Source organism: Ruegeria sp. CDSC085 (assembly GCF_059610465.1).
In genome coordinates, this window is the sequence record NZ_JBXWNR010000004.1 from 12,712 (window position 1) to 34,116 (window position 21,405).

General features: G+C 54.2%; 20 protein-coding genes, 1 tRNA gene and 1 pseudogene. 9 read left to right on the forward strand and 13 right to left on the reverse strand.

The window, feature by feature from the left end:
• Nucleotides 1-19: 19 nt before the first annotated feature.
• Both AC2FJB_RS07970 and AC2FJB_RS07975 read right to left on the reverse strand, forming a co-directional pair.
• The gene (locus AC2FJB_RS07970) at nt 20-664 is read right to left on the reverse strand and encodes a COG3904 family protein (RefSeq protein ID WP_496718081.1); all 645 of its coding nucleotides are present in this window, start codon (nt 662-664) and stop codon (nt 20-22) included.
• Between the two features lie 134 nt (nt 665-798).
• Nucleotides 799-2,079, reverse strand: coding sequence for a hypothetical protein (locus AC2FJB_RS07975; protein WP_496718080.1), 1,281 nt, complete (start codon nt 2,077-2,079; stop codon nt 799-801).
• A 489-nt stretch (nt 2,080-2,568) separates the two neighbouring features.
• Between AC2FJB_RS07975 and AC2FJB_RS07980 the strand changes: the two genes are divergently transcribed.
• Complete coding sequence (locus tag AC2FJB_RS07980; RefSeq protein ID WP_496718078.1) at nt 2,569-3,576, forward strand: helix-turn-helix domain-containing protein; 1,008 nt, start codon at nt 2,569-2,571, stop codon at nt 3,574-3,576.
• Nucleotides 3,577-3,856: 280 nt separating this feature from the next.
• On the opposite strand, the gene AC2FJB_RS07985 is transcribed toward AC2FJB_RS07980, so the two are convergent.
• The 4 genes from AC2FJB_RS07985 to AC2FJB_RS08000 form a co-directional block, all read right to left on the reverse strand.
• Entirely contained in the window at nt 3,857-4,384 is a 528-nt protein-coding gene (locus AC2FJB_RS07985) for a hypothetical protein (protein ID WP_496718076.1), read from the reverse strand.
• 842 nt (nt 4,385-5,226) lie between these two features.
• Nucleotides 5,227-5,463 (reverse strand): hypothetical protein, encoded by a 237-nt coding sequence (locus AC2FJB_RS07990; protein ID WP_496718075.1) that lies wholly within the window; start codon nt 5,461-5,463, stop codon nt 5,227-5,229.
• A gap of 321 nt (nt 5,464-5,784) precedes the next feature.
• Nucleotides 5,785-6,477: a hypothetical protein gene (locus AC2FJB_RS07995; RefSeq protein WP_496718074.1), complete on the reverse strand. Its 693-nt coding sequence runs from the start codon at nt 6,475-6,477 to the stop codon at nt 5,785-5,787.
• 60 nt (nt 6,478-6,537) lie between these two features.
• Nucleotides 6,538-8,010, reverse strand: coding sequence for a DUF2779 domain-containing protein (locus AC2FJB_RS08000; protein WP_496718073.1), 1,473 nt, complete (start codon nt 8,008-8,010; stop codon nt 6,538-6,540).
• A 253-nt stretch (nt 8,011-8,263) separates the two neighbouring features.
• Between AC2FJB_RS08000 and AC2FJB_RS08005 the strand changes: the two genes are divergently transcribed.
• Together AC2FJB_RS08005 and AC2FJB_RS08010 are read left to right on the forward strand one after the other, a co-directional pair.
• Entirely contained in the window at nt 8,264-9,361 is a 1,098-nt protein-coding gene (locus AC2FJB_RS08005; protein WP_496718072.1) for a hypothetical protein, read from the forward strand.
• A gap of 114 nt (nt 9,362-9,475) precedes the next feature.
• Complete coding sequence (locus AC2FJB_RS08010; RefSeq protein ID WP_496718071.1) at nt 9,476-9,793, forward strand: hypothetical protein; 318 nt, start codon at nt 9,476-9,478, stop codon at nt 9,791-9,793.
• 593 nt (nt 9,794-10,386) lie between these two features.
• On the opposite strand, the gene AC2FJB_RS08015 is transcribed toward AC2FJB_RS08010, so the two are convergent.
• From AC2FJB_RS08015 to AC2FJB_RS08025, 3 genes and pseudogenes are all read right to left on the reverse strand, one after another.
• The gene (locus tag AC2FJB_RS08015; protein ID WP_496718070.1) at nt 10,387-10,641 is read right to left on the reverse strand and encodes a hypothetical protein; all 255 of its coding nucleotides are present in this window, start codon (nt 10,639-10,641) and stop codon (nt 10,387-10,389) included.
• 38 nt (nt 10,642-10,679) lie between these two features.
• Entirely contained in the window at nt 10,680-11,198 is a 519-nt protein-coding gene (locus AC2FJB_RS08020) for an ADP-ribosylglycohydrolase family protein (protein ID WP_496818109.1), read from the reverse strand.
• Nucleotides 11,195-12,475: pseudogene (locus AC2FJB_RS08025) on the reverse strand (inositol monophosphatase family protein). The gene AC2FJB_RS08020 and the pseudogene AC2FJB_RS08025 overlap by 4 nt, the downstream one beginning before the upstream one ends.
• 61 nt (nt 12,476-12,536) lie before the next feature.
• Between AC2FJB_RS08025 and AC2FJB_RS08030 the strand changes: the two are divergent.
• Both AC2FJB_RS08030 and AC2FJB_RS08035 read left to right on the forward strand, forming a co-directional pair.
• Nucleotides 12,537-13,202: a recombinase family protein gene (locus tag AC2FJB_RS08030; RefSeq protein ID WP_496718067.1), complete on the forward strand. Its 666-nt coding sequence runs from the start codon at nt 12,537-12,539 to the stop codon at nt 13,200-13,202.
• A gap of 278 nt (nt 13,203-13,480) precedes the next feature.
• On the forward strand, nt 13,481-14,449 hold the full coding sequence (locus tag AC2FJB_RS08035; protein WP_496718066.1) for a hypothetical protein: 969 nt from the start codon (nt 13,481-13,483) through the stop codon (nt 14,447-14,449).
• Nucleotides 14,450-14,868: 419 nt separating this feature from the next.
• On the opposite strand, the gene AC2FJB_RS08040 is transcribed toward AC2FJB_RS08035, so the two are convergent.
• The 4 genes from AC2FJB_RS08040 to AC2FJB_RS08055 form a co-directional block, all read right to left on the reverse strand.
• Nucleotides 14,869-14,945: transfer RNA gene (locus tag AC2FJB_RS08040), tRNA-Arg, on the reverse strand.
• A 64-nt stretch (nt 14,946-15,009) separates the two neighbouring features.
• Nucleotides 15,010-16,392: an ATP-binding protein gene (locus AC2FJB_RS08045; protein WP_496718065.1), complete on the reverse strand. Its 1,383-nt coding sequence runs from the start codon at nt 16,390-16,392 to the stop codon at nt 15,010-15,012.
• A gap of 18 nt (nt 16,393-16,410) precedes the next feature.
• Nucleotides 16,411-17,829 (reverse strand): dihydrolipoyl dehydrogenase family protein, encoded by a 1,419-nt coding sequence (locus tag AC2FJB_RS08050; RefSeq protein WP_496718064.1) that lies wholly within the window; start codon nt 17,827-17,829, stop codon nt 16,411-16,413.
• 3 nt (nt 17,830-17,832) lie between these two features.
• Entirely contained in the window at nt 17,833-18,564 is a 732-nt protein-coding gene (locus AC2FJB_RS08055; protein ID WP_117872864.1) for a TVP38/TMEM64 family protein, read from the reverse strand.
• A 295-nt stretch (nt 18,565-18,859) separates the two neighbouring features.
• On the opposite strand from AC2FJB_RS08055, the gene rpmH reads away from it, so the two are divergent.
• The 4 genes from rpmH (at nt 18,860) to AC2FJB_RS08075 (ending at nt 21,371) form a co-directional block, all read left to right on the forward strand.
• A complete protein-coding gene (rpmH, locus tag AC2FJB_RS08060; protein ID WP_005980833.1) occupies nt 18,860-18,994 on the forward strand; it encodes a 50S ribosomal protein L34 in 135 nt (44 codons plus the stop codon).
• A gap of 25 nt (nt 18,995-19,019) precedes the next feature.
• Nucleotides 19,020-19,445 carry a ribonuclease P protein component gene (gene rnpA / locus AC2FJB_RS08065; RefSeq protein WP_117872865.1) on the forward strand — a complete coding sequence of 142 codons (426 nt, stop codon included), beginning with the start codon at nt 19,020-19,022 and terminating at the stop codon, nt 19,443-19,445.
• A complete protein-coding gene (gene yidD, locus AC2FJB_RS08070) occupies nt 19,442-19,687 on the forward strand; it encodes a membrane protein insertion efficiency factor YidD (RefSeq protein ID WP_496718063.1) in 246 nt (81 codons plus the stop codon). Before rnpA ends, yidD begins: the two co-directional genes overlap by 4 nt.
• 67 nt (nt 19,688-19,754) lie before the next feature.
• Nucleotides 19,755-21,371 carry an acyl-CoA dehydrogenase family protein gene (locus tag AC2FJB_RS08075; RefSeq protein WP_496718062.1) on the forward strand — a complete coding sequence of 539 codons (1,617 nt, stop codon included), beginning with the start codon at nt 19,755-19,757 and terminating at the stop codon, nt 21,369-21,371.
• Nucleotides 21,372-21,405 lie beyond the last annotated feature (34 nt).

The following is a 21,405-nucleotide window of genomic DNA, read 5'->3' on the forward strand; positions in this document are numbered from 1 at the left end:
AGGTCCTCGGTATTGGGTGTTAGTCGATGATTTGAGTGGCTATGCGTGTATCCACGAGCTCTTCCTCGATAAGCGCGTAGATTTGTTCAGGCGGCGTGTTGAGGGAGTACAGCATGAGTGCTGGGTCTACTCCCATGTCGATGAGATGCTGCATCGTCTCGCCTTGCCCTTTCTGAATGCCCTCGACTGCGAAGACGACCGGGATAAGGCGAGGCTGCTCGTAGTAATGCTGATGAAGGCCCACGATGCCGCTGAGCGAGACAACGCGCTCCTGACCGCCAGCCAGAATATATGGGCACGACGACATGCAGACTGCTCCAGCGAGAACGGCTGACGAAAGCTCGGCTTCGCGGACTTGCTTACCAATCGACAACGCCTCGGACACGATGCCACCGGGACTGTGAAGGGCAACGAGGTCGGGCTTATCCTGCATCTCGGATAGGTGTGTAGCGAAACGATCTGCGTCGCCCTCCTCTATCTGACCGCTCAACAACAGTACTCGTCCCAGGCCATCGACATCTTGTTCGCTGAAGTCGAGCCTGTCAGAAAAGTTCTCTGGCACTGGCAAATCCAGTGGTCCCTCCTGAGGCAGCAATGTCGGGTCGGTGCGGTCCGTCCGGTACTCACGACGTTGGTCGCCCGGTGACACGGGTCCGGTTGGCAACACCACCTTCTCTCTGAAGGGTATCGAGACAAACCCAGCGACGTCAGAAGCAATAAGAACACACGCGATAGCAAACTGAAGTATCAGGACGTATCGCAGCCCTGTGCGAGGGTCCAAGCGGGATAGGATACCCATCAAGCGTCGTCTTTCTTGGGCGTCGCGCGTTCGAGGATCGCTGCGTCAGCTACGCCCATCGTTGCTTCGACGTCCTTCATGGCATTCATAGCGGCTCTCAGATCGTACAAGGTCAGCGTGTCCTCGATGCTCATGCCGTCCTTACCGCTGCGGATGGCGGCCTGGGTGATTGCCAGCACGAATACCAGGACTGCAGGCAAAAGGTCGATGGCGATGGCTCCAGCCCAGGACGGAACAAAATTGTAGGCGTATTTGATGACAGCGTCGGCGCTGGAGATCGGATTGTAGGCCGTCTCAATGGGCGGTTCCATATCGAGGACCTCGTCGGCGGCGTTCTTGAGCGTCTTACTACGCTGGTCCAGTGCGTTGAGGACCGAGTTGATAGTAGAAGACTGTGCATCCCGCACGTCAGAACTCCGTCCGTCGAGTTCAGGGAGTACGACCGAAGACGGTAGATCCTCAGCGGCACGGGCAACCAACGGCGCCACGCTGTATTGGTTGAGACGTGAGATGACACCGGCAAGCTTCACACTTTCCTCAGAAAACTGCACCGAACGGCGATCGACAGGGCCCGGAGCCACAGTTAATTCCCGCATCTTAGCTAGGATTTCATTGCCTTGCTGGAACGCCTCCTCGATAGGCTCCTGCTGGGCAGTGATCTGGTCCTCAAGGTTACGGAGTTCTTCGGCCTTCTGGGTCAGGACACGGAAAACTGCGCCTCTACCTGCCGTGCCCGAAAGGTCGCCGGATTGCTCGAGTTCCGCCAGTTCTTCAAAACTCTGACGTGCGCGCTCGACCTCGCGACCAAGCGCTTGACCACTGAGAGCTATATCGTGTGCCTGTTCCAATGCTGCCTGGTAGTCGCGCACCGTGTTCTCCAGGTGTTGCTCGACCGCGGCCGAACCAGCAAGAGCGGCCGCGTTGAGCCAGCTGGACATGGCAATAATGGCGACGGAGCCCACCATCGTGGAAATGGTCAAGCCGATGAAACCGCTGGCGGTGCGCATCGAAGGTAGAAGCCGAAGCATGTAGCTCCAGAAAACGAAAATACCGACTGACACGGCGATTGAATATGCGACGGCTGCGAAGAAGGAAATTGCGCCATTTTCTTCGAGTAAGGAGGACACACCAAGATAGGTGTAAATACCGGATGCGATTGCCAATGCACCAAGAGCTGCAGGCGTGAACGTGTCTAGCCAGGCCAGATGACTTTCGAGTTCCTTTGCCGTCCGAAGCCCCTTTGCTTCCTCGGCTGTTAAGCGGTCCTGGGTTTTCGTCATGACTAGCTCGTGCTCCAAACTCTTATTCAATTCAAATCGCTACATAATCATTCGACAGTGTTATTCACGCTGACGTGCAAATAACGTCGCGATGTATGGGTCGCTTGTGAGAAAATGTCAGATTTTTGCGGACATTGGTCATACAACCTTTTTTGGTCCGCTTTGCTGAGATGGCCTTCAAATTTCGAGAAGACAGCCGCTCTAAAGACTTTTTCAACCGATGAGACCGGCGGGTTTCAGAGCGCTTGGACCGCCTCAGGAACCGATTTCTGGCACCGGTCGTACTTTGTCAAAAAATAGCCCATACACATTTCCTACGGCAGGCTTCGGATCGGAGCACTTACAGAACCTGCCTGGACGTAGGCTGTTCGCAAAGCATGACAGATAAGACACGGCTTCAGACTCAAAAGGTTTGCAGCCACAAAAAATCATTCGAAACCCGCCTCAGCTGATTAAAATTCCCAAGATTTCAAAGGTGAGTGTCCAACTATGAAAATCGATGCTGCTCGACTAAGGCATTTGATCAGCGCCATGGAAAAAGAGGGATGTGATCGGGAAACCGTGAACAAGATCCTTATCAAATGTGGAATATCCCGTCGCGATGCCGAACAGGCAAAACTCTTCGACTACGAAACAGAAGCAAAAATTGTACGGGAGGCCTGCGACGCATTAGGCGACATCACCTTTGGAGCCAAAGCTGGACTATGTTGGAAAGTATCGAATAGCGTCACTGGATACATAAGTAAGTATTCCAAAGACCTTAGGGCCGCGATCGAAAATACCTCTAAGTTTCACGAAATCATCGACCCTGCTGTATTCTATGCTCTGAAGCTTTCCAGCAACGCAGCATCCTTCGAAGTCTCATGGAAGGACGCAGGCTATTCCAAATATCACCGCCACACAGAATTTTTGTTATTTGGTGTACTGTCTCGAATGAGGCACATTACTCAGTCGGCTTTTTACCCTATTGAACTCCGTTTTGATCATGAAGTGCGAAATTCGGCGCGGGAGTTTGAGAAACTCGCCGGATTTCCAGTCGTTTTCGGAGCCGAGAGCCTTGAGATCATTTTGTCCCATTCGACTTTGGACCTACCCATTCCCACGTACGATTTGAGGTTGAGAGAGCACCTGACGGAGTACGGGGATCGGCTCCTAGTAGAGCGTCCTAGGAACAAAATGGCGCTTCGATCACAAGTAGAAGGGCTGCTCACGAAATCCCTACCGTCGAAGATGCTTTCAGCCAATGATGTGGCGTCCAGCCTTGGCATGAGCGCCAGTACTTTCGCACGTCGCCTCAAAGACGATGGCACCAGTTTTCGTACAATCGTGGACGAGTTGCGGTTCGACCTTTCAAAAACGCTCATGAAAGATGGGATGACACTTTCGGAAATATCATTCGCTCTCGGCTACGCTAACCAAGCGGCTTTTTCGACGGCATTCAAACGTTGGACTGGAACTGCACCGAGAGATTTCAGCATTACATCGCGAGCTGGATGACCTTTGGGCCACCATTTCATCAAGCTCTTCTTGGGTCCATAGGACGAACTTAGAACAGACTTTAAAGGTTCCGTTTCTGATGAGGCGCTCCGAGTACGCGCTTGGGTCCCCCGCCGGAAACAGAAATGCGGTAGGCGGAGTACGACAAGCGATCCTAGAAACGCTACAACCGGGTCGAAAGCACGTTCGTCAGGCTTACAGTCTTCCTTGATACTCAGGGTTCGCGCCGCCACAAACAAAGCCGCCCACAAAGTGAACGGCCTTGAAGTATCGACACAGATTAGTTGGTCAGAGAAGCATTGCACTCACGCGCCGCTTCTATCGCCTTTTTTGTGCCAGCAAGACTAATTTCGAAGGCAAAGTTGGACTCCGGCATTACAATCATCGTTTCGCGTTCCATCACGTCTGTGACGAAATCAGGATTGTTAGCAAGGAGATAACCGCCTTTGTACCCGTCTGCCAAATTGGGCGGTGCTGCTGTTGTATCGCCATAGTACAATTTGTTGTCCATGAGCAGCTCTACCTTGTCATCCTTAAACTCGATGTCCGCCTTGGTGAATACACCCAGATAGCCGAAATCCTTGTCTGGCGTCAGACCCATTTGCACAACGTTGGTATTCTCATCCACCCTTTCAATCAGGCAGGTATTTCGGCTCTTGTCCACAAAGATATTCCAGCCAGATTCCTCGCCATAGTTTGCGAATTCCGCATTGTCTTTCGGCAGAATGTTCTTGTCTTTGGCATGTCCGATTGTTGCTCCACATGCAAGAACAGCAGCCACAACAAAAGTCTTGGTCAGCGATTTCATAGAATCTCTCCCATAATATTATTGCAGAATAAGAATATGACGATAGGCGCTGAACGCGAGTTTCGCAAGCAAACCTTCAACCCTAAATAATTGTGCCGCGGCTCTTCATTTGATTCAATAAGCGCGACGTTCAGCACCGAACGTCTCATTACCGACCGAACCAGAATTAAAAGGTTCGGTCGGCCATTGGTGACAGAAAACTCGTTACCCCCTCATCCCCAAAAAACCCGCGTTCAACAGGGGGGACCATGTGAACAACGCGGGCGTTAGTTTCGGGGTAACTAAATTACGCCAAGGATCGCGGGGTGGATCAAAGTTCCCCGCGTCACCGTTATCTGGGATGATAGGCAACGCGGGGATTTAGGCTGACCATGGGACTAGCCAGACTAAGTCGAATGTGCGGTTGGCCGCGGATAGTCAGCTAAGTTAGCATGAACGCTAGTTCTTTACGGCATTGTCCAAGTTCGTAACCTACCAATTGCACAGTGCAGCCACGTTTTCTGACGCGGACGTGTAGGCCGGAATAAGCAAGAAATTCTCAAGCACGCGAGAGCAATCTTTTTGGCGCGCGCAAAATTCCTTGAATTGTTATATTTTAGGTTCAAGTATTCGCATGCGTGGCAAATTTGTATTACCTCTGTTGCTCGCGCATTCGCCAGATCCGTCTGGTTGCCTCCCGGAGATTATAGTGAGTGGCGGCACCGGGAGGTCTTTTTTAGGGACTATTCGAAAGTTTAGAACTGCCGTAAAGTCCGCGACTCGGACATAGCGGCGATTTCGACGAACGTCCGGTGCCGGTAGAAGCTGCCGTCGAGGTTGGAGTCAGTCCTTAGGTCTTCACCCTAATAATCTAGGTCTTCGTCGTAAGGATTGGCTTGCGCTATGTCCTCCAGCCAATTCTCAGCATCCTTCCGCTTAGAAAAGATCGGGCTTCGATCATATTCTTGAGCAGTGACGAAGAAATTTCCTCTGTATTCCCATATGGATATATCAAAACGACCATCGTAACCGTAGCCATTAACTGACTTGATACACGACGCGCTTTTTTCAATTTCTTCTTCTGCAGTTTCGTTAAACATTGCCTATTTTCCCTAAAGAAAAAGTCTTTTTCATCTTTTTTCGGCCAAGGCGCGTTCGAAGCTTTGTGTATCGCCAGCTAAACGTTCAATAGGAATTCTGTAGCATTGCTTAGGAAAAGATATCGAAAACTTGGCTCTCGGCTAATAGATGGCGTGTGGTCTCAACGGCAGCTCATGCGTCAGATCAGACGTTGGCGAAAAAGGCAGTTGTACTCTTGCGGACTTAATCAACACACATATTGAAAATACTAATTAGTGATCGTAGCCGGCAATGAGACTATCAGTGCCGACTTCCGGATGAACTTACTGACGACCCCGTTTTCAGCTCGACGCCAGGACAGGTTCTTTTCGCTCAAAGCCTTGATCTTTCACTACGACAACTTCACGGCGTCCACCAAGGGAGAGCACAAGCCCGATAAGTAGCAGAATGGCACCGAAGAAAAATCCAATGAAACCTGCGGTGGCGGTCATCATTCCTCCTGCGATCACGCCGCCGGCAACCGCATATCCCTGATCTGCTACTGCGGCATCACCCACGGTTTGGGCTGTAACGGTGCCGGCCAGGACAAGGGTTGAAAGAGGCAGTGCAAACACGGATGCGCCAGAGAATAGAAATCCGCGGCCAAATGCGCGGCGAACAGTAAGAGCAAAAGTTGACGAAATAGCAATAAGTCCCGCCACGCCAAGCCCCGCGTAGAGCCCCGTCTGCTCAGGTAATGATGCAAAAAACGGTGACAGAGCCGCCATACTAACAATCCCGAACACAAACCCAATGACCGATTGAGCAAAAACACGAACAATTTTCATTTCAGTCTCCTCATCGCAAGCGACTACGCTCTGCTTTGTATCTTCTATTGATGAAACTAAAGTGGGTTCCCTAGTGTTACTTCGCTTTTTCAGTCCGGTCAGAAGGTTGCGTTTTTTCGTCAAATTGATGATTTGAATCTTGTTGCCCCCCAACACAAAAGCCTTTCGTATGGCGTGTGTCAGAGAGCTTACTTGTCGGAATTTCATCCAACCTACAACTCCGACAATTTGGTCTCGAACGGGCCGTCCCCCACCAGTACGATCGCCTCACATCGCCAGCAATTCCCGATGAATTGCGACCATTGCCCAGGTGTCGCGCGTGCAATACGCCACAAGATCAGAATAGACCTTCTCGCGCGCCGGATCATCCTGTTCTGCCAATGTTACGTCCTTCCAAAGGCGAGACGCGCTTGCCCCCTCTTTGATGTCCAGATCATCGTACGAAAGTTCTGGCAAAAACGCTGGAAGGACGGCCTTGATAGAGGCGCTTCCTTTGAACGCGGGATCGTTGATCACTTCATCCGCAAACGGTTTCATCAAATCAACTACGCGGGCGTTTAAGTTTTCTAGAAACTCTGCGTGCCCTGGATAGGTTTCCGCCATTTCCTTATTTCGCGATTTCTCGAACGGCGCATACCAAACCACAACGGAGCCAACGTCACCCATGTCGTCACGTAGCCTTTTCAGCAAGGCAGGCATCGGGTTACTGGCGTCTCGGTGAAGATACTCCCTGTGCTCAATTTCTCCGCCAGGCTCATGCTGGATATGCAAGGAATACTGGAAAGCCACTTGCTGATAGGGACGCGTTCCGTCCCAGGGTGGCACCAAACTCTGAGACGTCTCGTAGTCAAAGTAATAAACCGGATAGACAATCTCGCTCAGAAACCTGCTTAACTCCTGATGATCGATTGTGCGTTCACCGTTCGCCACTGCTCTCAAGTAGCGCTGTGTCGACTTGCCCAACACAGATGGATCACTGATCTCGTCAATCTTTGTGATCCCGTCTGCGATGAGTTCTGAGGCTTTTTCCGCGTTCATGAACGGAAGGCGGTGGATGCTGTCTTGCACGATAGGAGGGTCTAGCTTCTCGCGGATCTCCAGCCATTCACCATAGGATTTAAGGCGTGCACGTTCGGGGGACGGATCAGGCATCGTACCGCTGGCAACGACGCTCAATGCCTGATCGATACGCGTGCGCGTTTTTTCGAGCTGCTCAGTCACCACATCCGTGATGTCAGTGATGCCGACAAGCTCTTGCGGATTGATTTCGCCGTTTCTGACGTAGTCACGGTTCACATGTGCCACTTCGCAGCGCGCAATGGGGAACCCGGCCGCCTCAAGCACGACACGCTGGAATGCGAGATCAAAAGTGTGCTCGGGCTTTGCAGAAGTCCCGCTCTTGATCTCTGTCAGAACGTACCCATCGTCACTGCGGCTCACGATGTCGGAGATGCAAGTTATGGTTCCATCTTCATAGCGTCCCTGCGCCACTGCGTTTGCACCGTTTCTCCAAGCCTCCAAAGTGCGCGCGGGCAGAGCCTGGTATTCTGAAAAATCTGAAAAGCCGAGTTTTACGAGATCACCAAACAGCTCCTCAGCATAAGGCTCAAACGCGTGCCCCTCGTCAAAGCGTGCTTGCAATGAGGGGTCAATCGGCGGCAACAGATGCCTGGGGTGTTTCTTGATCCATAGCCAAGCAGGGTGCCTGAGAAACATCATGTAATCTGATTTGGATAGCATCGTATAATTTGCATCCCAGAATTTATGTGATCGGTAAACGGTCGCCGGCCTAGTGTCGCTTGCCCCTCCACAACATCAAATGGTTTTTTCATTTTTGCCTTCGTTTGAAGCGTTTTCCCTATTTTGACGGAATTTCGAAAGCGCTGCTCACGGTCGAACTCTACGTGACTATTGGAAATACGTTGAAGTTCTTCCAAGTGGTAAGGCTCACTTCATTGGGCGCACTTGGATCGCGCTCTGGAGACCGACGAAATTGACCGACAATTCGATCATAGAACACGCACTCGATCAGATCCTTGCGGCTTGGCAAGCCGAAGAAAAGGATCTTACCAGGGGTCCGAAAGGATTCGACTGGCTTCCTGGAAGCCACATGGTAAGCGTCAGGGCCGTTTCTGCAGATCCAGCGGACGAAACTTTTCAGATGTTTCACTCATTTGGCGAAGTGCCTGTTCGCCCCGGAGGCGTGAGACTGAGTGTCCAAACCCATGTAATATCTGATTTCCCAAGCAACGATGCAAAGGCCTGCGGAATTCTAAGTAGTGCTGGGCCATCACTGAGCTCAACCTATTCCCTGGTGTACCCACCCAACCGCCTCACGCAGCAATGGGGCGCCGAGGATACACCTTGCGATCTAGATTTCTTTTCAAGCGTATACATTGATCAGAACTTGGCGGGTTGGTTGCCCGAGTTCTTCGCGCAGATGGCCATCATGCAACCAATCGACGCCGAAATTCGTGGATACAAATTTCCAGAGTTCCTCAGTGGAGGAGATGCTGCCTTTGCGATTGGTACAAAAAGGTCGGATTTCGATGGTATTTTGGAAGTTGCAGATCAAGTGTTTTTACCTGCTGGGAAAGAACCTTCCAGATGGTCTGGTACTGATGAATTTGAACGATTTGCAAGATCTTTTGGTCACACCGAGGGCTGTTTTGCCAATTCTGACGCCGACAAACTTGTAGCCGAAATTCCCTTTGGTGATGACACGGCGCTAATTCGCTTGTGGGCCGATCAAAGCCACCCACAACTAGGGAATGGACTTCTGGTGACTTTGCAGATTCCATTTTGGAACGACGCGACGAAACCTTCAGACGTCGCTCCATTGTTGAACTTCATGGAGTCTCGGGCTTGGACCGAAACTCCCCAGCTGGGATGTTGGCACATGCAAGGAAACGACGATGAACGGAGCGTGCTAGCGCACACTTCTTTCGTACCAAATGCTCTCCATCAAGCCGGGCTCGTACAAAATTTTGCTCTTTGGGAAATCGGTCGTGCCAAGTGGGTCAAAGCGCAGTATTTCCCTGACATGAAAGACAGAACAATATCAGAAATTTACAGATTACGATTTGGCTAAATGATGGTTTGCGTTCGGATTGAAAACGAGGAAGCGCTTGTCACATCCCAGCGGCCACCGGCCAAAAACCAAACTCAAACTGAACGGCCTTAATCAATATTAGCGGAGGATGAATTGAATTGGTACGACCACCCAGAGGTTTTCAACTTTCAACAAGTAACCTCAGAGAAAGTCATAGAAGCCTTGGAGGCATGGCAATCGACGCTGGGCTACAACATTCCTCTGAATGTTGTCAGGGCGATATTGCAAAAGCACCTAAAAAAATACTTCTGGCGTCTTCTCTCCAAACTTCCGCATGAACGTTTTGTCGTGCGACCTGCTCGACATCGGGATGATTTCGGTTTTTCAGTTTGGCTGACAGACTTTGAAGTCATTCAAATGAACGACGTGTTGCACCGGGAAAATACGAATGGCTTTGCAGCGCGAATATAGGCGCAGCAGAGACGAGATGTGGAGCTCTCCCGGATATCGGCCGCGCACATTGGCGGAGGGTATACGTACTGCAATCGCCGAAAACTGGTGTATCCAAATGGGGTGTACGACATGCGGAAGCTATCGCTTTCGAATGTTGTTTCTAGGTGAGCCTGACAGTGTTCGTGCAATCCGGCCCAAGACTCGACTTGGTCTGGAACGCGCTCAAGAAGTTGCAGCTGAGCTACGGGAGTTCGATGATAGCTTCGTACAATTCGAATATCCGGTCATGGTCCTGCTGTATTGGATTTGGTGTGATTTCGGTGAACGTGCTCACGAAGAGATTTTTCCCGTGCTCAATGGATCCTGGGCAGGCGGCATCCTAGAAGCGATGAGGGACCACTACCGACGTCGGATGCAACAGGCCCGGCATGAAATCGAGAGACGTAATGCCTTTCGATGACGCAACTCTTGTCTCCCGAGCCGGCTAACTGGAGCCCTGCAGCATTCGATGTCGTCTGACTTGGCAAGGACAAACCGGCAGGCGTCTGTCCCTATTCGCGTTTGATTCACCCAAAGCAATCTCGAAGGGCAAAGAAGGCTCTCACAATCTCCTAGTGGGTCGTGATTTCAGTGCCGGACCCAGGAAAACCGCTCTGCAGAGCCGCTTCCAGTATTGTATGCGCCTTTCGCCTATCAAAGGAGTGCGCAACCAATTCTTTGATCAACCCTTGCATGGTGAGGCACGCGGCTTCGCTTAGTCCGATATTGTTCGCTTTTGCCGTAAGAAAAGCCGCCTCGACATAGCCGTCGATTTTAATTTTCAACAGGATTTGGCGTTGCTTGTTCAGGTTTTCGAAGTCGTTCATAGAATAGTTCTCCTGGATTTCCTTTTGGGCACCTTCAGTCAAAATGCGGCTAGGTGGTGCGCTGAGCCTGCAACCAGAAGAGCCTCGGCAAGATCCAACGCGTCATCCGGCCAATAAGTATGCGGTCTTGGGTGATGAACTCCAACTGCGGCAACCGGTCGACAAGATAAGATCGCATTTCGCCATTGTATTGGCACGGCGTCCCGTCCCTGTGATGCACCCAAGAGAGCACCGCAAATTGCACCATTTGTATCGGTGTCTCCGCCACATGCGACGGAACCCACCACCGCATCCCGCAGCGATTGCCCGACCATCAAGCAAAAAAATGCATTTTGAAACGCCGTGAGCACCCAGCCCATCTGGTTTTGGAAGTCTTGAGGGCGGTTCGATCTGGCTTCCAAAAGCCTACTTCGAACGATGTCAGCCCCTTCGTCGTCTCCAGCGTGGCTGTAGGCTGCAGCCCACATTTCCTCTTCTTTGCCGCCGGCAATACCCACTGAGATTGCTGCTACAAATGCGGCGTTTGCGGCCATCGTGATGCCGTTGGGGTGCGTCAAGGACGCGTCCTGGCGCGCGAGCAGCGCTGCAAGCTTTGGATTGCCAAAGGAAAAATCCCGATTGGGCAAGCACGCATCAAAGCGCCATTGGCTTGGCTCTCGGATTGCACGAGTTCACCTGCCTCCAACGCCGAGATAGCACTCGATGTCGTTTGACCGATGTCAAAAGGACCCGAGTTTCAGCAGTCGACGTAGGCCTGAGCTACGTCGTCGACGACATATCGTTTTCGAGCGCAAATGCTTCTCGAAAGCGCAAGCGCCATTTCACTGTCGTCCGTGGGCTGACCCGAAATCAGGTTCCACGTTCCGCCATCGTGTAAGTAGACGACGCCCTCAGGGTAGCGATCTAGGATCGTTTGAGCGTCCAGGAATTCGACGAACGATCCAAGTGCATCGCCCGCCAGCTGCCCCAGCATCGTACCGTGAGCGCGTGAAAGCAACGGCGCCGAACCGGTTCTGGCGCTTGGAACAGCCGGTTTCCTATCAATTCTTCCGCTGGAAGTCACCTGGACCGATGACAGTCTGCAAACGATGTCAGCCGAGCCCGCAATGAAGCCTTGAAACCAGTTCGAAGCATAGTTCAGCTCTTGCCCATCCAACTGAACCATGGCTTTACCAGCACCGATAAGCAGCGCATGTCCTCCAGCGATGTCCCAAGACGACAGGCCCTGCACCAGGCTGATCGCAGCGTCGACCTCGCCCACGGCAGCCAGGGCTGCCCGATACGCCGGGCTCGGGAGCGGTCGCACGCGAGCTCCACCAAATGAGATGTGGTTTGGAAGCGCATAGTTCGCTGCGTCGGCATTGAGAGCGATCACTGGGTTGCCGCTTGTCGGTTCAGGCTCCACAGCATGTCCATTTCGGATGAGTTCCGCACCCAAAGCCCAAGAAATCATGTCACCGCTGTCATCGGGCGCTGTTGGTGCGTAAACGACACCAAGCACGGGCCGACCTTCACTTAGGAGCGCCACTGAGACCGCAGACCCACGTAGACCGTTCATGAAGTCTGCAGTTCCATCGTGCGGGTCTACGATCCAGATGTCGGAACAATCGACCTCGCAGCTATCCGTTTCTTCACCAAGCCAAGACGCTGGGTGGAGTGACATCAGTTCATTCTTCAGAAAGAGTTCTGCTTCGGTGTCCACTGCAGCTTTGTGTGTCGTACCGCGAGGTCCGCCTGGACGGTGGAACTCTGCACGGATCATGGCACCAACAGTCTCGACTGCGGTGATGACTTGAGGAAGAATTGCTGCAAATGATTGAGTATCTCTGCTCATATGGAAGACTCCGTGTTTTTCGATTTCCAGGAATCTACATCGGCTCCTTAGGGCGCGTCGGATGCCTCGGGATTTTGCGGATTTGGTCACTTGGAAGGTAAAAAGAGTGGAAAAGGCGGTTGGATTTTATTGGACCCTCCCAGTCACTTGGGCGCACTTCGTCGATTTGCCGTCGGACGTAGAGGAAGCCGCCGAAGTCAGCCGCACCATTCGCTACCAGAAGGAAATGATACGCAGATACGCAAAAACGCATGGCTACGATTTGATACGCGAAGAAATATTCATGGAGATCGAACCAGATCGTGGCAGCGCATCGATCCAAGACACACTTAATGCGATGGAAGTGGAGTGCCTCGAACGAGAGGCGACGGTACTCATCGTCGATTTTTCACGCGTGAAAAACTGGCGGCGTCACGGTTACATGACTGATTGGTTTGAACGAACCGAATTGACGATAGAGAAACTAGATCCTGATCCTCTCATCACCGCCGACTGGTCGTTCGACCCACACAAGCATTTTTCTGAATGGCGTCGCCGGCAGCTCGAATGGATGCATTCAAAACCCAAAAGAGAGGCCGCAGCCCTCGCTAGAGCCAGACAGTTAAAATCAAGCGATATGAGCTACGCAGCCTTGGCTGAAGCCTTGAACGCCGAACACACGCCATCTCCAAGTGGTAAACGGTGGAGCGAGAGTAATGTCCGTCTCTTTTTGAAAAAACACTCCTGACAAGAGCCTTCTGCGTGTCTTGTATGGCCTGAGCCTAGCAACGACTTCGCTTCTGCGTTTTCGCCAACATGTCTTCTGCATGAAAAATGTTGGCAAAAATTAAAAAGTTGCATCCTCGTTCGATGAATAAGTGTTTCGTTGAAACAAAAGCTAAAAGAGCAGACCCCAGGCCTGGAGAAGCCCTGAATTGACCTGCTCGTACAGGTCGTCGAGCACAAAGGCTCCAAAGGATTTATGTTGAGATGAAGAGAACTTGGAAAGTCTTTCGTACGATATGGATGATCGTGACCCCGTTGCTTTTGGCCGCGTCACTCGCATTCAATCTATTGATCATGGCTGGAGGTGCCGCCTTCGACGTGGCCTCGAGTGCATTCGAGACCGTTACCGGCAAACAGTCTGTGGCGACTCACCAAGCCAATGAGAAGAAAAAACTCAACAAACACTTGGCTGACCAAAAAAGACAAAATCGCGAGCTGAGAACCAAGGTGGCTTCATTGAGCGAAGATCTCGCGGCCCAGAAGCTTGTCGCAAAAAAGTTTGCTGAGGAGAAGATGATCGTCCACAAAGGGAAGCGCACGACTGCAAAAGCAGCCGTGCTTGCGACCACCTCGACGATTTCCAAAAGGGCAGCGGCGACAGCGAGCAGAAGCGCGGGCTCAGTCGTAGGCGAAGCCATTCCTTATGCAGGAACCGCCGTAATCGTGGGAGTAACGGCGCTCGAGCTTTATGATCTTTGCGAAACCATCAAGGATATGAACGCTCTTAGCCGAGCCTTTGACCCGTCGCTGGAACCTGACGCCAATGAGGCTACGGTCTGCTCCATGCAGGTACCGTCGGGTCAGGAGATCTGGGCCGCAGCGAAGAAAAAGCCATCTGAAGCTATGAGCGCAGCAAGAGCAGTCATGCCCAGCTTCGAGGAGCTGAAGGCTATTGAAATGCCGCAAATCGACTGGGACAGTCAATTCGAATGGACGCAATCGAGCGTTCAATTCTTGTATGATCAAGGTGTGGATGGCATCCGTTTTGTCTGGGACCAGGGGTCTGACGGCGTGAGTTCGATTTGGACATCCACGACGGAAGGAACGGCAAACTTCAAAGACTGGCTGCAGAGTTGGTGGTCGGACGGCCAAGACGTGAGCGCGTGCTCCATATATGGATTTGAAATTGACAGGAAATGTTTTGAGATGCATCCATACGGTGTCGATCCACGCACGTCGATCGAGCAACCTACCAGCGTCGCTGATTGATGCCAGGCGCCTATGTCATAGGGTCGAAAGTAAAACCAAGGGAACGATTGAGCACAGCACACGGTCAAGGATTGGCGCTTAGGAACTCACAGAATTCTTGAGACTGCCAAGAGGCTCGAACGTGGGGCAGGTGCTTTAGAGGTCCAGGTCCATTCGACCGGACTGAGCGCCGCAGGAAAACCGCTGAACTCGCCGACGAACACGGATCACTCGCAATCACTCAGTGTCAACGCGACGGGTTTTGAAACTCCGGCCGCGGTCGATTCTGGCGTTCCGAGGTATCGATCTGCACAGCTCAGATCGTTGTTTTGACCGCAAACACTTGCCTTGAGACTTGGTAAATCGACCAGTTTTGTCTCGCTCCTGTCTCGCCCGCCAGGCCCCAGAAGCAACCGCCAAAATCTAAGTCATTGATTTAATGGCGGACCGAGGAGGATTCGAACCCCCGACCCCTTGATTCGTAGTCAAGTACTCTATCCAGCTGAGCTATCGGTCCGCGTTGGTGAGGCGCTGTTTAGACCTGCCGCCCGAGACGTGCAAGCCGATTCTTCAAAAAAAAATCAAAAAGTCATGTCCCCACGCGGAAGGCTGATTTCAAAGACAGTTCCCTCGGGGCCCGTCTCTTTCAAGACCAGATCACCCCCGTGCCCGCGCACCAACTCCTGAGAGATTGCCAGCCCCAGGCCAGAGCCGCCCTTTCGGACCCCCCCCTGGAAAGGCGTGAACAGGTTTTCGCGTGCTTTGGGGGGAAGGCCCGGCCCCGTGTCGCGGATTTCGATGCACCACGTGTCGTCGTATTCACACCCGGCAATGGTAACCCGACCAAGTTTTCCGGAAGCAACCAGGGCCTGTCTAGCATTGCGCACGAGGTTCATGATGACTCGGTACAATTGTTCGGGGTCCGCGCGGGCGACAAGCACTTCGGGCACTTCGTTCACGATCTCGATGCAGGCATCGGCAACGGCGAGCTGTTCGCTGGCCGCGACATCCGCCGCGATTGCGCGTATCGGAACCATTGTCAGAGTGGGCGCGGGCTCTTCCGCGCGGCCAAACGCCAATGTGCTTTCACAAAGGGACACAGCCCGGGTGATGGAATTCACCAGTTTTGGTGCCATCCGCCGCACCAGCGGATCATCGCTGGCCTCGATCCGGTCCGTAAACAACTGCGCCGACGTCAAGATATTGCGCAGGTCATGGCTGACTTTGGCTACGGCCCCCCCCAGCTGCGCCAGCCTTTCTCGCTGTTTAAGCGCCTGGGTCAGGTCAGTTTGCAGCATCTTCAGTGCTTCCTCGGCCTCGCGCAGCTCCGTTACCTTCGAATTCGGTGTGATTATGCCACGCGCGTCCTCTGGCGCACTGGCATAGCGCTGCATGTAGCCGACAACGCTTTTGATGGGGCGCACAAGTACAACGCGCACAGCGAGAAAGAGAAAAAACGCCGTGATGATGGAAATGACAAAAGACAGACCGAGAATACGCAACCCGTAGTCAACCATCGCCGTTCGCAAGGGCATGCTGTCCGTGGTGACTTCGATCAGAAGGCCTGCACCCTTGACGGGTTCTCCAATGACTCGGATGACTTCGTTTTCGGGCTCAAAGAAGCGGCTGATCGCATCCCGGATCAGAACCCAGGGGCTTGCATCCCGCAAATCGAACGTGTCGCCGATTGGGCCCGGAATAGGCGACGACAACATCAGTTGCCGAACCTCATCCCGTCGTAATACGACATTATAGACGCCTGCGTTTGCCAGCAGTTCCGCCTCAAGATCTTCCGCAAGCATATCGTCCGCCAGCAAAGCCAGCGAGGCGATCTGCGCGCGTTCGAGCCTGTTCAGCAGAAAATCCTCGCGAAACCGGGCGATCGACGGGACAAAGATCAGGACTTCGGCCAACATGACGAAGACCGTCGTCAGGATCAGAAATCGGCCCGACAGCGAGTTCAATTTGCGCCCCTCCTCAGGTCAGGGAATCCAGCGCTGGACGAACCTGACCACTCGTTTAACTGTCTGATTCTCAAACAGCCTTGGCGAGAAATAAGCACCCGCCACACGTTTGTTAAGCTCTCCGATCGTCGGATAGGGTGAAACCATAGCAGCGATCTGTCCCATCTTCAGGTTATTGGCCAAAGCCAACGACCACAAGTTGATCAACTCGCCTGCCTGATGCCCGACGATTGTGGCGCCGACGGGTCGGCCTTTCACCACCACGACTTTGATGAAACCTTCGGTTTTGCGCTCAGCAATCGCCCGGTCATTGTGGTGATAGTCAAAGCGAGCAATTTCGAGCTTTTCACCATGCACTTTGCGCGCCTGAGCTTCGGTCAGTCCGACCTGGGCCAACTCCGGGTCCGTATAGGTGGCCCAAGGGATATGTGCCGTTTTTGCCCTGGACGGCAGACCGAACAGGGCCGAACGAATGATGACACCTGCATGATACCCGGCAACATGGGTGAATTGCAGGCTACCCGCCACATCTCCGATCGCATAGACGCGGCGATTGGTCGTGCGCAGCGCGTCATCCGTCCTGAGGCCGGTTCTCGTGCGATCGATTCCGGCCACGTCCAAGTTCAGACGCTCAATATTGGCTTTACGTCCAGCAGCGATCAAAAGGTGTGAGCCACGATGAATATCACCGTTTTCGGTAACGACTTCCACAGCACCTTCTGTTCCGCGGACCTGCGCGACCAAGGCGTTTTCGTGGATATCCACTCCTTCACTGCGCAGGGTATCCAGCACCACGGACGCAGCCTCGGGATCGTCTTTGCCCAAGGCTGTGAGCCCTTCGACAACCGTCACCTTGCTGCCGAGGCGTATATGGGCCTGCGCCATCTCCATCCCGACCGGGCCGCCCCCGATGATCAGCAGATGATCTGGCCGCTCTTTCAAGTCAAAGATGGTTTCGTTCGTATAATAGGGCACCTTGTCCAACCCCGGAATCGGCGGCACCAGCGGCGACGAACCGGTCGCAATGACGATGCGACGCGCAGAGATGACATGATCTCCGGCCTGCACCTTTTCTGGGGATATGAACGCGCCGTATTCGCGAATGACCTTCACGCCAAAGCCTTCGAACCGCTGCTGGCTGTCCATCGGTTCGATCTGAGCGATCACATCATGGACATGGCCCTTTACGGCGGCATAGTCGACCTGCGGGATTATATCAGCGACACCAAAACGAATGGAATGCGCCTGACCATAGGCCACCTTGCCGCTTGCAATCAGGGCCTTCGACGGGACACAGCCGAAATTCAGGCAATCACCGCCCATCTTGTGCCCTTCCAGCAGAATAACGTCCGCACCCATCTGGCTTGCACCAGCGGCGACGGACAATCCTCCGGACCCGGCGCCAATGACCAGGAGATCGGTTTTCAGGTCTTTCATGGCTCAGGTGCCCCTTTTCGCGCGCAGTGCTTTGAAAACGATGGGCAAGGCGGCCAATACACACAACCCGATAATCGGCCCGATCACGAACGGCTCCCACAGCAATGAAACATCAGGCATTTCCCCGCGGTCGAACACACCACCCAAACCGACTCCGATCCACGTGTACACGATACCTCCGGGGATGATGCCCAGCGCGGTCGTCAAAAGGAAGTTACGGAACTTTACACCGACCAAAGCCGGCACGAGATTGGCAACAAAGAACGGCACGACCGGCACCAGACGCAGCAGAAACAAGACCGAGATTTCGTTTTCCCGCAAACCGTCTTTCAGCCTCTTGACTGTCCCCTCTGAAGATTCCAGCCGCGACGTCAGGGCTTCGCCCAAGCCCCAGCGCGCCGCCAGAAAGATCGCCGACGCGCCGATGGTGGCAGACACAACATTGAAAACGGTTCCCGCAAAAAGACCGAAAAGAAAGCCGCCCGTCATCGAAGCCACCGCAGCACCCGGCAGGGAAAAGGCCACTATGGCGATATAAATGGCAACAAAAGCGGCAGCCATGATCCAATAGTGACCGTCCCGCCACGCCAGAAGCGCCTCGCGATTGTCCCGCAAGGTCTCGAAGGTCAGGTAATCCCCAAGTGTGAAAAAGCCGACAACGGCAACGCTAAGGATTACAAGCAGCGGAATGTGGCGCGCGAAACCGTTGCGCGGTGCATGGCTTGTGTCGGACATCAGGTTTTCCGGTTCTTTGTTCTTCATCTTGTGCCCAAGATGCGCTGCTTGGAGGGCCAGCAACAGGGGGATCACGGGGCCTTGATCTGTATGGCATCGAATGTGAGGGATTTCGGTGATAAACGGGTATTTTGAAACCTTTTGCCGTTGCCGGTTACAGAATTGTTGCAAAAGCTGCGAAAACCTGGCCGTTGGGGTTTGACTTACCCCCCGCTTGGCAGTAGAGGACGGGCTTCGAACACCACGGGCAGGCGAATCCGCGCTGCACCCGACCGCATAGATTGGAGACGGAGCGATGAAACGCACCTATCAGCCTTCGAACCTGGTTCGCAAACGCCGCCACGGTTTCCGCGCGCGCATGGCCACAAAGGCCGGCCGCAAGATCCTGAACGCACGTCGCGCACGCGGCCGCAAATCGCTGAGCGCGTAAACCGCTCACCGATCAGGTTATGAACATGACGCCGCCGGAGGCCCCTGAGGTTGGTAGGAACCACCCCGGGAATACGCCCCCGGCGGCGTCCGTTTGTGTGTCTGAACCTCTGACCGTTCTCAAGAAACGGTCCGACTTTCTGAAAGCCGCGCGTGCCCGCCGACAAGGTACGTCTTCGATGATGGTGCAGGCCCGCAAGCGTGCCCCCGGCGAGGGCAACGGGATGCGCGTAGGATTCACCTGCTCAAAGAAAGTGGGCAATGCCGTGGCCCGCAACCGTGCCAAGCGCCGTCTGCGCGAAGCCGCACGGGCCGTCCTGCCCGAGGCCGGCCGCGACGGGTGGGATTACGTGTTGATCGGCCGTGCCGAAGTCACCGCCAACCGCCCCTATGACGCACTGTTGGACGACCTGCGCTATGCGCTCCGCAAGGTGCATGCGGCAGAAAAATGACCTTCCTGTCCCATATCGTCGCCCTGCCTGTTCGGGCGTATCGGTTGATCTTCAGCCCATGGGTCGGTTTCAACTGTCGCTACCAACCCACGTGTTCAGCCTACGCGCTTGAGGCGCTGGAGAAACACGGGGCAGTCAAAGGCTCCTATCTGGCCGCTCACCGGATTTGCCGCTGCCACCCCTGGGGCGGCGACGGGTATGATCCGGTACCTGACCACAAGCATAACGACCCTTCGTCCTGACCCCCCGTCAGACTTGACCGGTATACGCAGCGCCTGAACAGTTGGACCAGTCCAACCCGAGGTCCCGATGAAATCCCCAGCGCGCGACACCCTGCCGACCCACGATGTCCTGAACCAACCGTCCGTGCGCGGCGACACCGATCTTTGGCTGTCCGATCCGGTCCTGCAAGACGCAGCAAGAACAGCGGGCGCGCGCGCTTTGGATCTGGCGGCATATGGTAAGACGCTCGGAACCGAAGAAACGCAGGAACTGGGACGGGACGCCAACCGGCATCCACCAGAGCTGCGTCTGTTCGACCCGGGTGGCAGACGTCTGGACGAGGTGCGGTTTCATCCGGCCTATCATCAGATGATGCAGATCAGCCAATCAGCGGGCTATGCCGCACTGGCCTGGGATGGACAGCCCGGCGGACATGCGACCCATGCGGCGATGGTCTATTTGGCAGGACAGGTCGAACCCGGGCATTGCTGCCCGATGACCATGACCTATGCAGCAATCCCTGCACTCGCTGCCAATGAACACATTGCCTCACTCTGGCAGCCAAAACTCTTGGCCCGGCACTATGATCCTTCGGAGGAACCGATCGGTCAAAAGATCAGCGCGACGTTGGGGATGGCCATGACCGAGAAACAGGGCGGCTCGGATATACGTGCCAATACGACCGTTGCGACCCGCGACGGGGATCACTGGCGCCTGCGTGGGCACAAGTGGTTCTGCTCTGCGCCAATGTCGGATGGGTTCCTGACGCTGGCGCAGGCGCCCGGCGGGTTGACCTGCTTTCTGGTGCCCCGCTGGCTCGAGGGCGAGCGCAATGCAATCCACCTGATGCGTCTGAAAGACAAGCTGGGCAACAAATCCAACGCATCCTCAGAAATCGAGTATCATGACGCGCTGGCCTATCAGTTGGGGGAAGAAGGAGCGGGTGTGCGCACCATACTGGAAATGGTGCATCACACGCGGCTCGATACAGCCATGGCGCCGGCCGGGCTGATGCGTGCCGCGCTCAGCGAGGCGCATCATTGGGTGACCCATCGCAGCGCGTTTCAGCGCCGATTGATCGATCAACCGCTGATGCAAGCGGTCCTGTCCGACCTTGTTCTGGACTGGGAAGGCGCATTGACCTTGGGAATGCGTGTCGCGCAGTCATTTGACGGTCAAACGCCCGAAGCCAAGGCCTTCGCCCGGATCGGTGTCGCATTGGCCAAGTTCCTGAACAATAAACGCTGCCCGGTCGTCGTCATCGAAGCGATGGAAGTACTGGGCGGCATGGGTTATGTCGAAGACACACCCTTGCCCCTGATCTACCGCGAAGCGCCCCTGAACAGCATCTGGGAGGGGTCAGGCAATGTGATCTGCCTCGATATCCTGCGCACTCTGGCACGTGAGCCGCTGGCTGCCGAGGTTTTGGAGGCCGAGTTGGATACGGTGAAAGGCGCAGACAGTAATTATGACGCAGCACTGACCGCGCATCGCAACCGCTGGCCCGGTCTGCCGCCTGAGGCTGAAGCGCGTTGGTACACTGAACGCACGGCACTGCTGCTGACAGCCTCGCAACTGCTGCGCCATGCGCCCGGGGCGGTGGCTGACGCGTTTATTGCCACACGTCTTTCCGGTGATAGCGGCCGCATTCCCGGGGCAGTAGCCGGGTTGGATACCGACGCCCTGCTGGCGCGGCTTGGCTGACCCGCCACTTGCCCGGTTGCGCCATCTGCTGTAG